Source organism: Rahnella selenatireducens (assembly GCF_046449555.1).
Classification (GTDB): Bacteria; Pseudomonadota; Gammaproteobacteria; order Enterobacterales; family Enterobacteriaceae; genus Rahnella; species Rahnella selenatireducens.
In genome coordinates, this window is sequence record NZ_JBKEZJ010000006.1 from 77,936 (window position 1) to 92,068 (window position 14,133).

Annotated in this window: 13 protein-coding genes and 1 pseudogene; 6 read left to right on the top strand and 8 right to left on the bottom strand. The window is 55.6% G+C overall.

Annotated elements, in window-relative coordinates:
- Nucleotides 1–22 precede the first annotated feature (22 nt).
- Both ACLBVC_RS11820 and exaC read left to right on the top strand, forming a co-directional pair.
- On the top strand, nucleotides 23–664 hold the full coding sequence (locus ACLBVC_RS11820; RefSeq protein ID WP_410149766.1) for a glutathione S-transferase: 642 nt from the start codon (nucleotides 23–25) through the stop codon (nucleotides 662–664).
- 101 nt (nucleotides 665–765) lie between these two features.
- The gene (gene exaC, locus ACLBVC_RS11825; protein ID WP_410149767.1) at nucleotides 766–2,304 is read left to right on the top strand and encodes an acetaldehyde dehydrogenase ExaC; all 1,539 of its coding nucleotides are present in this window, start codon (nucleotides 766–768) and stop codon (nucleotides 2,302–2,304) included.
- Between the two features lie 128 nt (nucleotides 2,305–2,432).
- Here the strand turns inward: exaC and ACLBVC_RS11830 are convergent, their stop codons facing one another.
- Nucleotides 2,433–3,671: an MFS transporter gene (locus ACLBVC_RS11830; protein WP_410149768.1), complete on the bottom strand. Its 1,239-nt coding sequence runs from the start codon at nucleotides 3,669–3,671 to the stop codon at nucleotides 2,433–2,435.
- 237 nt (nucleotides 3,672–3,908) lie between these two features.
- On the opposite strand from ACLBVC_RS11830, the gene ACLBVC_RS11835 reads away from it, so the two are divergent.
- Complete coding sequence (locus tag ACLBVC_RS11835; RefSeq protein WP_410149769.1) at nucleotides 3,909–4,904, top strand: acyltransferase; 996 nt, start codon at nucleotides 3,909–3,911, stop codon at nucleotides 4,902–4,904.
- 6 nt (nucleotides 4,905–4,910) lie between these two features.
- On the opposite strand, the gene ACLBVC_RS11840 is transcribed toward ACLBVC_RS11835, so the two are convergent.
- The 5 genes and pseudogenes from ACLBVC_RS11840 to ACLBVC_RS11860 form a co-directional block, all read right to left on the bottom strand.
- The gene (locus tag ACLBVC_RS11840) at nucleotides 4,911–5,825 is read right to left on the bottom strand and encodes a GlxA family transcriptional regulator (RefSeq protein ID WP_410149770.1); all 915 of its coding nucleotides are present in this window, start codon (nucleotides 5,823–5,825) and stop codon (nucleotides 4,911–4,913) included.
- A 47-nt stretch (nucleotides 5,826–5,872) separates the two neighbouring features.
- Nucleotides 5,873–6,415: pseudogene (locus ACLBVC_RS11845) on the bottom strand (isochorismatase family protein); the annotation flags it as partial.
- Nucleotides 6,416–6,534: 119 nt separating this feature from the next.
- Nucleotides 6,535–7,131: a DJ-1/PfpI family protein gene (locus ACLBVC_RS11850; RefSeq protein ID WP_152323689.1), complete on the bottom strand. Its 597-nt coding sequence runs from the start codon at nucleotides 7,129–7,131 to the stop codon at nucleotides 6,535–6,537.
- Nucleotides 7,132–7,213: 82 nt separating this feature from the next.
- Entirely contained in the window at nucleotides 7,214–8,245 is a 1,032-nt protein-coding gene (gene idnD, locus ACLBVC_RS11855) for an L-idonate 5-dehydrogenase (RefSeq protein ID WP_410149771.1), read from the bottom strand.
- A 133-nt stretch (nucleotides 8,246–8,378) separates the two neighbouring features.
- Nucleotides 8,379–9,581, bottom strand: a complete 1,203-nt coding sequence (locus ACLBVC_RS11860) for a benzoate/H(+) symporter BenE family transporter (RefSeq protein ID WP_410149772.1) — start codon at nucleotides 9,579–9,581, stop codon at nucleotides 8,379–8,381.
- A 139-nt stretch (nucleotides 9,582–9,720) separates the two neighbouring features.
- Between ACLBVC_RS11860 and ACLBVC_RS11865 the strand changes: the two genes are divergently transcribed.
- The gene (locus ACLBVC_RS11865) at nucleotides 9,721–10,287 is read left to right on the top strand and encodes a helix-turn-helix domain-containing protein (protein WP_410149773.1); all 567 of its coding nucleotides are present in this window, start codon (nucleotides 9,721–9,723) and stop codon (nucleotides 10,285–10,287) included.
- Nucleotides 10,288–10,315: 28 nt separating this feature from the next.
- Nucleotides 10,316–10,768, top strand: coding sequence for a GNAT family N-acetyltransferase (locus ACLBVC_RS11870; RefSeq protein ID WP_410149774.1), 453 nt, complete (start codon nucleotides 10,316–10,318; stop codon nucleotides 10,766–10,768).
- Here ACLBVC_RS11870 and ACLBVC_RS11875 read toward each other — a convergent pair.
- Together ACLBVC_RS11875 and ACLBVC_RS11880 are read right to left on the bottom strand one after the other, a co-directional pair.
- Nucleotides 10,765–11,238: a GNAT family N-acetyltransferase gene (locus ACLBVC_RS11875; protein WP_410149775.1), complete on the bottom strand. Its 474-nt coding sequence runs from the start codon at nucleotides 11,236–11,238 to the stop codon at nucleotides 10,765–10,767. The two genes, ACLBVC_RS11870 and ACLBVC_RS11875, sit on opposite strands and share 4 nt — an antisense overlap.
- Before the next feature lie 11 nt (nucleotides 11,239–11,249).
- Complete coding sequence (locus tag ACLBVC_RS11880; protein ID WP_410149776.1) at nucleotides 11,250–11,789, bottom strand: hypothetical protein; 540 nt, start codon at nucleotides 11,787–11,789, stop codon at nucleotides 11,250–11,252.
- Between the two features lie 255 nt (nucleotides 11,790–12,044).
- On the opposite strand from ACLBVC_RS11880, the gene ACLBVC_RS11885 reads away from it, so the two are divergent.
- A complete protein-coding gene (locus ACLBVC_RS11885; protein ID WP_410149937.1) occupies nucleotides 12,045–14,039 on the top strand; it encodes a methyl-accepting chemotaxis protein in 1,995 nt (664 codons plus the stop codon).
- Nucleotides 14,040–14,133: the final 94 nt, after the last annotated feature.

A 14,133-nucleotide genomic window follows, 5' to 3' on the forward strand; every position in this document is an offset into this window, starting at 1 on the left:
GGTGAAAAACGTGGAGGCTTTGATGAAACTGATCGGCAGTTATACCAGCCCGTATGTGCGCAAAATTTCGGTGATGTTGCTGGAAAAAGGTATCCCGTTCGATTTCATCAACGACGTGCCGCACGACGCGGGCTGCAAAATCACCCAGTTTAACCCCCTCGGCAAAGTCCCCGCGCTGGTCACTGACGACGGCGAAGTGTTTTACGATTCCCCCATAATTGTGCAGTACATCGAGCTGATGAACGTCGCACCAACCTTTTTGCCGTGGCAGCCGCTGGAAGCGTTGCGGGTAAAGCAGATTGAAGCACTGGCCGATGGCGTGACGGACGCCGCCGTGGCGCTGGTGCTGGAAAACCGCCGCGAAGCCGGTAAACGCAATGAAGCCTGGATTTTACGTCAGCGGGAAAAACTTTTGCGCGGGCTGGACGCACTGGAAAAACACGCCGCAAACCGCACGCTGCTGAATTCTGACCAACTCAACGTCGCCGATATCGCTACCGCCTGTTCGCTCGGTTATATCAACTTTCGCCGCATCGCGCCTGGCTGGTGTGTCGAGCGTCCGGCACTGATCAAACTGGTCGAACGCCTGTTCCTTCGCGAGAGTTTTGCGCGTACTACGCCACCTGGAAGTGGTAACGCGTGTCTTGGGACAAAAAAGGTGTGAAGCGGCTCGAAGAGTTCTCTTTACATCCCGCCGGTTAAATTTTCACTGCCTAAACTTTATGCAGCGCTCTGCTAAAACCTGCTGCATAAAGGAGTCCCATCATGGCTTATGATAAAAATCCTCATGCCGTAAAACCGGAAGAATACGGTTTCCCGCTCAAACTCAAAAAACAATACGACAACTTCATTGGCGGCGAATGGGTCGCGCCGGTGAAAAAAGAGTATTACGACAATCTGACGCCTGTGACCGGCGAAGTGCTGTGCAAAGTTGCCAGTTCCAGTACCGATGATATTGAGCTGGCGCTGGACGCCGCGCACAAAGCCAAAGGAGACTGGGGCAAAATGCCGGTGCAGCAGCGGGCGAATTTACTGCTGAAAGTTGCCGACCGGATGGAAGCCAATATTGAGCTGCTGGCGAACGCCGAAACCTGGGATAACGGCAAACCGATCCGCGAAACCAGCGGTGCGGACGTTCCGTTAGCCATCGACCATTTCCGTTATTTCGCGTCCTGCGTGCGTGCGCAGGAAGGCGGCATCAGCGAAATCGACAGCGAAACTGTCGCCTATCATTTCCACGAGCCGCTGGGCGTGGTGGCACAAATTATTCCGTGGAACTTCCCGCTGCTGATGGCGTGCTGGAAAATGGCGCCGGCGCTGGCTGCCGGTAACTGCATTGTGCTTAAACCGGCCAAACTGACGCCGCTCTCCGTGCTGTTGCTGATGGAACTGGTGCAGGACATTTTGCCTGCGGGCGTCATCAACGTGGTGAACGGTTCAGGCGGTGAAATCGGCGAATATCTGGCGACGTCCAAACGTATCGCCAAAGTCGCCTTTACCGGTTCGACCGAAGTCGGCCAGCAAATTGCTGGTTACGCGGCACAAAACCTGATCCCGGCCACGCTGGAACTGGGCGGTAAATCCCCGAACATTTTCTTTGCCGACGTGATGGACAAAGAAGATGACTTCTTTGACAAAGCGCTGGAAGGTTTCGCGCTGTTTGCGTTCAATCAGGGTGAAGTTTGTACCTGCCCGAGCCGCGCGCTGGTGCAGGAATCCATCTACGAACGCTTTATGGAACGCGCGATTAAACGCGTGGAAGCCATCAAAACCGGTAACCCGCTGGATATCGAAACCCAGATGGGCGCGCAGGTTTCTGCCGGACAGATGAAAACTATTCTGGATTACATCGAAATCGGTAAGAAAGAGGGCGCGGAAGTGCTGACCGGTGGCGCGAAGAAAAAACTCGAAGGCTCCCTGAACGAGGGTTATTACCTGCAACCGACCATCCTGCTGGGTAAAAACAACATGCGGGTGTTCCAGGAAGAAATCTTCGGGCCGGTACTGGCGGTGACCACGTTTAAAGATATGGATGACGCGCTGCAAATCGCCAACGATACGGCGTACGGTCTGGGGGCGGGCGTCTGGAGCCGCGACGGCAACGTGGCGTATCACATGGGGCGCAATATTCAGGCCGGTCGCGTCTGGACCAACTGCTACCACGCCTATCCTGCACACGCGGCGTTCGGTGGCTACAAACAATCCGGTATCGGGCGTGAAACCCATAAGATGATGTTGGATCATTATCAGCAGACCAAGTGTTTACTCGTTTCATATTCGAGTAAGCCGATGGGCTTGTTCTGATTCAGCGTTGCCATTAATACCCCACCTCAACCCTCTCCTTCGCAGGGGAGGGAGCAGATCGGCTTTCGGTTCCTCCCCCTGCGAAGGGGGAGGCTGGGAGGGGGTTTAGCAGGCGACTCAGGACTAGACTAAACCACGCTGTTCGGCGGCAATACGACCTGACGGCTGCGCAGGAAAACGACCACCAGGGCCAGCCACGACAGGCCGCTCAGCAGGTTGAACAGGTTAAACATTCCCGCACCGCCTTCGACGTAAGCCACTTTCGCCAGCTCAATCCCTAATGTGAAAATCATCATGCTGATGACGCCCATCGCCGCAGAAACGGTACCTTTACTCATGTCGCTGGAGAACAGCGTCAGGCGGTACAAACCGGCGTTTGCCACACCAATTCCGAAAGCGTACAAACTCAGGCCCGCGGTCATCCACAAATAAGCATGTGCGGAGAAAAGCGTCGCGGCGGCGGCGATCAACAAACCGACGACCATCGGACCCGCGCCGAATTTGATCAGGTATTCCACCGTCCGTTTGCCGGTCAGGCGCGCCAGCGTGACGTTACCGATAATCAGCGCACCGAAAATCGGCACCTGCAACAGGCCATAATCGTAGGTCGAAAGCCCTTCGCCGCTGATTAAAATAACCGGCGACTGCGCAATCCACGTCAGCAGCGGCAGGCTGGCAAAACCAATCGCCAGTGCGCCACACAGGAACTGACGGTTTTTGAGTACCAGTTTGTAATCGTGGAGCAAGCTTGGCATGGAAAACTTCTCGCCAAGGCGCGAGGCGGTTTCCGGCATGGATTTCCACAATCCCCACAGCGAAATCGCAGCCAGCACGGCGAAAATCACAAACATCAGCTGCCACGGTGCAACGTGGATCAGCGCGGCACCGGCCAGCGGGCCCAGCAGCGGTGCGATCAGCGCAACGTTCGCCATCATGGCCGTGATCTTGATGCAGATGGATTCCTCGAAGGATTCCTGTATCGCTGCGTACCCGACTGCGCCGATAAAGCACAGGCTGATGCCCTGAAGGAAACGCATCACCATAAATTGTTCGATGTTCTGCACGAACAGAATCGCCAGACAGGTGACGATGAAAAAGCTGACGCCCGCAAGCATCACCGGACGACGCCCGCGCCGGTCGGACAGCGGCCCGAGCAGCCATTGCAGGAACATTCCGCCCGCGAGATATGCGGTCATTGAGGTGGGCACCCATTCTTCCCCGGCATTAAAATTAGCCACGACGGCCAGCATGCCCGGCTGGATCATATCGTTGCCGATATAGGTCGCAAACTCGAACAGCACCAGACACAGAGGGAACAAAAGCGCCTGCCGCCCCAGAAGGGACGCAGTATTTGGAGAATTATGCATATTTTTATTTCACAGACGTAAGGCTAATCTTTTGATTATTAGCGAAAAAATAAGAGACTGTCCGGGCGGGATTCGCAAGCGAGGCAGTAATGGGCGTTATTTTGCCCATTTTTTGAGCGTAGCGCAATGTTCTGATTCACGTTAAGCACAATCTGAGATCGGCACTTTTGCCTTGTTTGCGTCCAAAAAGATGACTACGCTGCAAACAACACATCCGCGGGAAGGAAATTGCCGATAATGAGCCAAAAAATCAGCTGGATAGATAATCTGCGCGCGCTCGCCTGCATGATGGTAGTGATGATTCACGCCAGCACGTCACTGGTGGTGAATTTCCCGGCGATACGCACGGCGGAATGGACCGTGGCAAACCTGCTGAATTCGGCGTCCCGCGTCTGCGTGCCGCTGTTTTTCATGATTTCTGGTGCGCTGTTTTTTGGGGAAAAAAGTGCGCAGAAGCGTCATTTCCTACGCGTCAGTTTATGCCTGTTGTTCTACAGTGTGGTCTCGCTGATTTATATCGTCACGATGACCAAAATTGGTTTTTGGCCGTCTCTGCGGCTGATTCTGGAAAAACCGGTGTTTTATCACCTTTGGTTCTTCTACGCGATTATCGTTGTCTACCTGCTTTCCCCGTTGATCAACGTAAAAACCGTCTCCGGGAAATATTTACTGATCGCCGGGATTTTGCTGGGCGTGCTGGCGAACCCGCAGCTTCCGGCGATCACCTGGCAGAAAATCCATCTTCTGCCGCTGGATTTGTACATCAGCGGCGACACGTTTTATTACGTCCTTTATGCCCTGATGGGGCGTGCGGTGAGCCAGCTTGATACACGAAAACCCGGCGTGACGCTGACCGCTTTGGTCGTTTTCGTTCTCAGCACGCTGGCGATTGCGGGCGGGACTTACCGGCAGATGCTGATTAACCAGAATTTCGCCGATACTTTCTATGTCTATACCGGCCCGCTGGTATTTATCTCCGCGTTGACGCTGTTTATTACGTTCAAAAATGCATTCGCCGAACGCATTCTGCCGGGATTCTCGCTCATCTCCCGTCATTCACTGGCGATCTACGGCTTTCATGCGCTGATTATCATCGGGCTGCGCGGCCAACATCTCGATTTCCCGCAATTTCCGTTGCTCAATGTCGCGTACCTGTTTATCTGCGGGCTCGGTGGCGCTTTATTGCTGGCAATGGCTCTGGGGAGAATTGACCGACGGAATTGGGTGAGTTAAACCCTCTCAACGCCACCTTTCCTGCGCCCGTCTGAATTGCCTGCCGGAGGAGAATCCGGCGGCGAGGGCGGCTTTCTCGATGCCTGATCCTTGCTGGATGCGTTGTTGTGCCACGGCGATGCGCAGCTGTTCATGGTAGTCGCGTACGCTGATGCCCAGATGCTGGCGGAACAGGCGCGTCAGGTGGCGACCGCTGATGTGGGCTTTGGCGGCGACGTCTTCCAGTTGCCACGGGGATTCCGGTTCGGCGGCCATCAGGTTTTGCGCACGATGGACGGCAGGATGCAGATGATTGCGGTAGCGCAGCCACGGGGAAAGTTGCGGGTCATCGCCGCCGCGGCGAAAATACACCACCATTTCGCGGGCGACGTTCAACGCGGCCTGCGGGCCGAGATGTGTGGCGATCAGGTGCAGCGCCAGGTCGATCCCGGCGCTGATCCCCGCGCTGGTCAGCACGGAACGGTCCTCGACAAATATCCGGTTATCTTTCACCTGTGCGGCAGGCACCTGCTGGCGCAGACGCGCGATCACGTCGTGGTGCGTGGTGCACTGATAGCCGTCGAGCAGCCCGGCTTTTCCCGCCAGAAGGCTGCCGGAACAGATACAAACCAGTGTCAGCAGGCTGTTTTCGATGGCGTTTTTTTGCTGACGCAGCCAGCCACAGGCAAATTGGGCGACGGATGAGGAAAAATTTTCTTCCGAACGGTCAACGCCGGGCATGATCAGAATGCTGCCTTCCGGCAACGTTTCCGGCAGCGGTTGCAAATGGCTGACCGTCAGCCCGGTCGACATCGTGATTTCCGGCAGGGGGCCGATGTAGTGCAACGCAAACTGCCCGGCGATACGCAGTGCTTCCGCCGGACCGGTCAGGTCTAAGGCCATCACGCCCGGCAGCGTCATAAAGTAGATATTTCGTTGCATATCGCCTCACAGATTCATCATCACTGCGCGTATCTTCACACAGCGCGATCAAGTTCCGCCAGTGCGCCGTTGACGTCGGTAATCGTGGCAAAACGGTCGGCCAGCACCAGCTCGGTGCGCAGTTTGATTTCGGCCGCGCTCAGCGTCACGCCGCTGGCGTGTGCCATCGGAAACGTCAGCGTCGCTTCGGTCACAAACGTCACTGTGTAACCCAGATCAGACGCCACGCGCGCCGTGGTTTCACAGCATTGTTCGGTACGCATTCCGGCAATGATCAGATGTGTGATGCCACGTTCGCGCAGCCACGCGTCGAGGCCGGATTCGGTCAGGGAATTGTGAACATGTTTATGGACAATGTGTTGCGGCTGATGGGTGAGAAAAGCCATCGGCGTGACCAGCCCGGACTCAAGCGAAAACACGCCGTCAGGATTGACATGAAATACGTCGATGACGGGAACGTTACGGGTCTGACAGCCGTCGATCAGGCGGGTTAAAGCCTGGCTGAAAGCCGGTAAATCATCCTGCTGCCAGAAGTCTTTTTGCTCGAAAGAACACTGCACGTCGATATTTAACAGGGCGCTGTGGGTCATTTTCGGACTCCGTATGGTGAATGTGAAACCAGTCTGCGCCTGAAAACATGCCGGGAAAATGCCAAAAACGGACATGATGCTGATGATGGCGGACGACCTGCATCGCCCGCAGGTAAGGATCAGATCTTCTGGTCAGCCCGCCAGTGGTGATAATCGATGTGATCGGCCTGAAAATTGGTGGTTTGGGCGTCGCCGGTCAGGCGATACGCCAGCTGGAAAGCGAAATCAAATGCCAGCCCTAAGCCTTTTCCGCTGAGCAGATTGCCGTCCTCGACGAAAGACTGGTTCACATAAACACCGTCTTTGACGTCTTTGTATAAATCGCCGGAACAGACATAACGCCGCCCTTTCAACAGGCCGTTACCGCCCAGAACGCGCGCGGCTGCCGAGCACAGCGGGCAAATCAGCTTTCCGGCTTCGTCATGACGGCGGACAAATTCTACGACGTCTTTGCTGGCTGCCAGCGCCACCGAGCCTTCCGGTCCGCCGGGCATCACCACCGCATCATACAAACGGTCGCCTTGCGCGCTTAGCAATTCATTGGCCTGCATCTGAATGCCGTGGTACGTGCGCAGCGTCAGGCTTTTCTGGCAGGCCAGCGTCGTCACCTGAATCTCCAGCCGCTCCAGAATATCGAGCACGATCACCGCTTCGCCTTCTTCGAATCCGTCCGCCAGCAGCAGGGCGACCTGCTTTTTCGCGTTGTCCTTCACCATAATGCAAATGTCCTCTGAGGATGAAAATCAGAGGACATCATAAAATGAAACGATGTTTTGATATTGTGAGTCCGTCAGCAGACTAGAAAACCAGCTGAACTTTCGACGCTCTGGATTTATCCAGCGCAAACTCCAGCGCTTCCACCAGGTCCTGTTGCGGGAATTCGGCGGAAAGCAGCGGCATCGGATCAACGGTTTTATTCGCCAGCCATTCCACCGCCGTATTGAATTCCCCGGTGAAGCGGAAGCTGCCAACCCAGTTAATTTCTTTAGCAATCAGCATCATCAGCGGGAATTCATTCACCACCGGTCCCATGCCGACCTGCACCAGCGTGCCGCGCGCACGGGTGACTTCCAGACAGCGGCGGATAGAAGAGGGATGGCCGGAGGCATCGAAAGACACATCGAAAAAGCCCTTTTCGGCCTGATATGCGGAGAAATCGCCTTGCACGGCGTCAAGCGCTTTGCTGGCACCGACGGCCAGCGCCAGCGTACGGCAGCGTTCGCTCGGGTCGGTGACCATAATTTCTGCGGCACCTTTGGCTTTAGCGGCCAGTACGATTAAGCACCCAATCGGGCCGACGCCGGAAACAAACACCGTTTTACCGCGAATATCCCCAGCCTGATTGACCGCGTGAATGGCCACCGCCAGTGGTTCAGCGAACACCATCAGCCGGTCACTGACCTGATTGTCGTAAGGAATGCACTGGTCGCTGTCGACGATTTTATACTGCGTAAATGCGCCGTTGATGTGCGGGAAATACATCGCGCTGCCGAAGAATTTCATGGTCGTACATTGGTTTTCATCGCCGGAAAGACAATATTTGCAGGCTTTGCACGGCTTGCTGGGGTTCAGCGCGACTTTCTGGCCCGGCTGCAAACGCGGGTTATCCGATTTTTCCACCACGCCGACCACTTCGTGTCCGAGAACCATCGCTTCGCGGACTTTGAAATCGCCGACCTGACCGTGCTCGTAGTAATGCAGATCAGAGCCGCAGATACCACCGCGGGTAATCTTCACCAGCGTGCCCTGGCCGGTGTAGTCGAGAGTCTGGCCGATCACCGAGACGTCTTTTTTCCCGGTCACTACGCAGGATTGAGTGGCAATAGTCATGGAGTTCTCCCTCTTTGATGGGGGCGTTTTTTGCCTGATGGCTCCCAGTAAAGAGCGTTTGGACGGCAGAAAATGTGACTGCCGTCACTTTGTTTCGTGTTACGAAAACCTGTTACCCATAACTTGAACGGACTCAACCTTTCGCGGGCGGTTGTGCCTTTTTGCGCGCAGGAATACTGAGGATCAGATGCGTAATCACGCCGCCGGTTAAGCCCCAGAACGCCGAACCCACGCCGAGTAATGTCACGCCGGACGCGGTGATCAGAAACGTGATAATCGCTGCGTCACGCTGACGTTCATTTTCCAGCGCCCGGTATAAACTCCCGGCAATAGTGCCGAGCAGTGCCAGCCCGGCGATGGTATGAATGAGCGCGGGAGGCAGAGCGGTAAACACCATGCCGATCGAACCGCCAAACACACCGGCAATCAGATAGAAAATCCCGGCGGCGACGGCGGCCATGTAACGTTTTTTCGGGTCCGGGTGGATATCTGAGCCCATGCAGATGGCGGCGGTAATGGCGGCGATACAGACGGTAAAACCGCCGAACGGCGCTAAAACTAACGCGGTCAGCGCCGTCCATGAAATCAGCGGTGAAACCGGCAGGTGATAGCCGTGCGCTTTCAGCGTGGCGATACCCGGCGCATTTTGTGACGCCATGGTCACCATGAAAAACGGAATGCCGATGCCGATAATGGACGACCACGTAAAGTGCGGCATCACAAATGCCGGCGCGGCAAACGTCAAGGTCTGGCCGTGCAGCGAAATATCGCCCTGTAATCCGCCCACTATCAGCCCGGCGGCGAGGGCGAGAACCACGGCGTAGCGCGGCAGGGCGCGTTTCGCCAGCAGATAAACCAGACACATCGTGCCTGCCAGCGCGAAATTACTGTGCAGCGAGGTAAAAGCATCGAGCCCAAAGCGCAGCAAAATCCCGCCGAGCATGGCGGCTGAAAGCGCCTGCGGAATGTATTGCATCAGCCTGGCGAATAATCCGGTCACGCCGCACAGCAGGATCAGCCCGGTCGCAAACACAAAAACACCAATCGCCTCGTTGATTGTCGTGCCGTGCAGGCTGGTGACCAGCAGCGCGGCGCCCGGCGTCGACCACGCCGTCACCACCGGCGTGCGGTAATACAGCGACAAACCGATGCTCGTCACGCCCATCCCTAACCCGAGCATACTCAGCCAGCCACCAATCTGCGCCACGCTGGCACCGGCGGCTTCGGCAGCCTGAAAGATGATCGCCGCTGAGCTGGTATAACCGACCAGAACGGCAACAAATCCGGCGATAACCGCCGAAAACGTCAAATCATGAAAGCTTAATCGCGAGGTCATTGTTAAAAATCCTTCTGGTTACCGGGCGCGGGCGTTATGCTGTTGTGCGTTATAGCGCACATCATGGCGCTCAAGATATCACTGTGCGTTATAGCGCACAATTACGATCGTCAAAAATCCGATCGTCACAGGAGTCAGGATGCAGGAACTCACGCGCCACATCGGCAGCCAGCTCAAAGCCGTGCGCAGCGAACGGGGCTGGAGCCTCAGCCAGACGGCAGAAAAAACCGGTGTCAGCAAGGCGATGCTCGGCCAGATTGAGCGCGGTGAATCCAGCCCGACGGTGGCGACGCTGTGGAAAATCGCCAGCGGGCTGAACGTCTCTTTCTCCGAATTTCTCGAAACGCCGCCCGCACAGCCTGCGGCGCTTCACCGCCACGGTTTGCTGACCACGTTTAACAGTGACACCTCGGGAATGCGCGTCGTACCGCTGTTTCCGTTCGATACCACGCTGCGAATGGATATGTTTGTTATCGATCTCGAACCCGGTGGATGCAGTGAATCTTCGCCGCACGAGGCGGGTGTGATCGAACATGTAATTGTGATTGAGGGCGAACTGACGCTGACAGTTGACGGCGTCACGCGCACGCTCAGCGCCGGAGAAGCGCTGCGGTTTGCGGCGGATTGCGCGCACGCATACCGCAATAACAGCGACCATTCCGTGCGTTTCCACGACCTGATACATTATCCGCAGTCCCGCCCGTAACGATTTCATTTACCGAGGAGAATGACCGATGAGCCAGCCGCAAGATGTTGTTATCCGTCCATTAACGCCTGCTGACCGGGAAGGTTGGGAGAGTTTGTGGCGCGGTTATCTGGATTTTTACCAGTCGGAACTGGATCCGGCGCAGTTTGATTTCACGTTCCGGCGGCTGTCGGATCCTGATTATGACGGCATGTTTGGCTATGTGGCGGAATATCAGGGGAGGTTAGTCGGGCTGGTGAATTGCCTGAATCACGATCACGGCTGGCACATGAATCAGGTGGTGTATTTGCAGGATTTATACGTCGATGAGTCCGCGCGCAAACTGGGTATCGGGCAGAAACTGATTGAAGTGGTCTACGCACACGCCGACAAAAACGAAAAAGCCAATGTGTACTGGATGACGCAGACCACCAATTACACCGCGCGCCAGCTCTATGACCGCGTGGGTAAACCGACTAACTTTATGAAATACATCCGCTAAAGCGGTTTGCGCATATTCATTTTTGTCGTGACATAACCCAGGCTGGCATACAGTGCCTGCGCACCGGGATTGCTGGCGAAAACGTTCAGTTCAATCGCCACGCTGCCCAGCTCGCGCAGGCGTTCCTCCATCAGCCGGAATGCCGCGATGGCATGCCCCTGACGACGAAATTGCGGGTAAACCGTCAGTTCATACACGAAAGCGCTGCGCACGCCGTAGCGTTCAATATTGGCAAACCACAGATATCCCACGGTTTCGCCGGGTGCTTCCTGCCTGATCTCATACAAATAGTGATCCGGTGTTTCAATGCCCTGCGGCAGTGCGTTTTGCGTGGAGCTGCGCGCGCGTTCCAGCGCCGTATCCGGCAGCCACAGCCCGGCGGTCACATTCTCTTCGGCGTAATCTTTCGCCAGCAGTTCTGCAAATTCTTCATAAAATGCAGCGCTCATCGGTACTAAAACAGTCATCATTTCCCTCTGATTTATCTGGCAGCTTCTGCCTTTTTATACGGTGTTACATAACATTCGCTGATGGTCGTGGAATGGCTTTCAACCTGAGTGATGATGTAGCCTTTTTCGGTCAGCGCTACCGAGCTGTAGGGCGTTTCATTGTGCTTGTCCGAAATAACATCTTCGAAAGACTGAATGATTTTGGCTTTATCGCCGGCGCGCGCCGGGTCATCCATTCCCTCGACCTGAATCATGGCCTGTTTGAACTGGTTAGAGAATGACGTCTTCCCCATCTTGCTTTCAATCACGGCTTTGATGTTCACCGTGACCTCGTTACCCAGCAGAAACAGCGTATTGCTCTGGTAAACCAGCACATTTTTACGCTTCGACACCACAAAGCCATTCTCGATGACCTTCATTTTGCTGTTGTTGGCGTAGGTCACATCATCGAGGCAAATGGTTTTATCACCGACCTTAAACTGGCTGAAACGTGCCTGAATTTCTTTCGGCGTAGATGCCGCCTGCGAGCACAACGGAACAAGCAACAAAAGCGGTAAGAGCCATGACTTCATAGGAGTTTCCCAAACAAGGTGCTGAACCAGCCGACATAACAGCAGTATAGGGAGACACCGGCAGGATGCGAACGTTTATCTTTGCCGGGCCGTTTTTTACCGTTTTGGCTAAAGACCCGCCCCGGTGATGCCGATAATTCAGACGATAAGGGAATTCCTGCTTATCTTCAGGGGGCGCAAATCAGGGACAGATAATCCGCGTTTTTCATCGTGAATTCACAGTACGTTGACTGTTCCGGGGTAATTATGAGTCAGATGCAGGCGCTTTCATCGGCAGCCGGAGTTGGGGTTGCACCACAGAAAACTGTTCCTAAAAAAGCCATGCGTACCCGTACGCTGATGCTGATTGTCGGGCTTCTTACGATAAGTCTCGGTTATATCATTACGGTCGGATTGCTGAGCTGGCAGTCCGCCGCGCAGCAGCGCGACATCGCCCGTCGTTATCTCCAGCAAACCGCCAATACCGATGGCTATCTTGCCCGCCAGAAACTCGACACGGCCCTGCATGCCGCGCGCGACCTGGTTCAGAGCATGATCAGCCTGCGTGAAGCCGGGCACACCGACCGCAAGCTTGCCGATACGCTGTTACAAAATGCGCTCAGGAGCCATCCGGATTTTTTATCGATGTCACTGGCCTGGGAGCCGGACGCGTTTGACGGCAAAGACGGCGATTTCGCCGCAAAAGAAGGGCAGGATCCCGACGGGCGTTATGTCCGCTACGTTGACCGCGATACCAGCGGAAATATCGTGCTGCACAATCTCACCGACTACGAAACGCCGGGCAGCGGCGATTACTATTTGCTGCCACGAAAGCTGCAAAAAGAAGTCATTCTGGAGCCATACAGCTATCCGTATAACGGCGTGGATACGTTGCTGACGTCCATTGCCGTGCCGATCATCGTTGACGGGAAATTTCTGGGTTCGGTAACGGCGGATTTCTCGCTGCAAACCTTGCAGACGTTGGTCAACGGCATCAAACCGTATCAGGGAACCGGATATGCAATGTTGTTCTCACAGACCGGCCATTTCATCTCTTCGCCTAAAAAAGAGCAGGTGACGCACCAGCTTGAAAACGATGCACCGTTGCTGAAAAGTATTCAGACCGGGCAGATAACCAGCCGTGAACAGCCGGATCCGGTGCTGGGCGAAAATGCGTTTGCCGAGTTTGTGCCGATTCAGATCGGCAATACCGGCACGCCGTGGATGCTGGGCATTGTGGCGCCGGTAAAAGCGGTGATGAAAGAAAGTACGCGTCAGCTTTATTACGCGCTGGTGCTGATGGTGCTGAGCATCGTGGTGGTGTTTGCCGTGCTGAGCGTGATTTTTACCCGCAAAGTTTTGCGCCCGGTGGGCGGCGAGCCTGCGGATGCGGCGAAAATCGCGCTGACGGTCGCTGACGGTGATTTAACGCACCCGATCGTCACGCAGAAAAACGACCACAGCAGCATCTTCTTTGCGCTGCAAACCATGCAGGCGCAGCTGCGGCATGTGGTAAACGACATTATTTCGACCAGCCACGCGGTCGGCAGCGGCGCATCGCAGATTGCCGCGGGGAATATCGATCTGGCCTCACGAACTGAGCAGCAGGCGGCCGCGCTGGAAGAAACCGCCGCCAGCATGGAACAGCTGACGGCGACGGTAAAACAGAACGCTGACAACGCGCACGTGGCGACCGAACTGACGGCAAACGCCACGGAAATCGCCGGAAAGGGCGATCGCATTATGTCCGACGTTGTTGGTGTAATGAGCGCAATTGACGACAGTTCGCGGCGAATTGGCGACATCACGACAGTCATCAACGGCATTGCTTTCCAGACCAATATTCTGGCGCTGAATGCGGCGGTAGAAGCCGCCCGCGCGGGCGAACAGGGGCGCGGATTTGCCGTGGTGGCGTCTGAAGTGCGCAGTCTGGCGCAACGCAGCGCCGACGCCGTAAAAGAGATTTCTGCCCTGATTGAGGAATCGACGTCCCGCGTTGATCACGGCGTCGGGCTGGTGAAAAGCGCCGGGGAAACGATGAAAGAGATCATGAAAGCGGTCACTGACGTGCGCGATATCATGAGTGAAATCGTCTCCGCCTCCGACGAGCAATCACGCGGGATCAGCCAGGTGACGCAGGCCGTACACGAAATGGACGGCGTGACGCAGCAAAACTCCGCCCTGGTTCAGCAGGCTTCCGCCGCGTCAGCCTCTCTGGAAGAACAGGCCCGCCGCCTCAACGAAATTGTGCAGGTGTTCCGGCTGAGATAGGTTTTCTAACCGCCTTCATCCGCCCGGGTGAAGGCTTTTTTAACGACATCCCCCTGTTTGTGCGCTATGTTTTTTATCCTTTCGTTTGATTCTT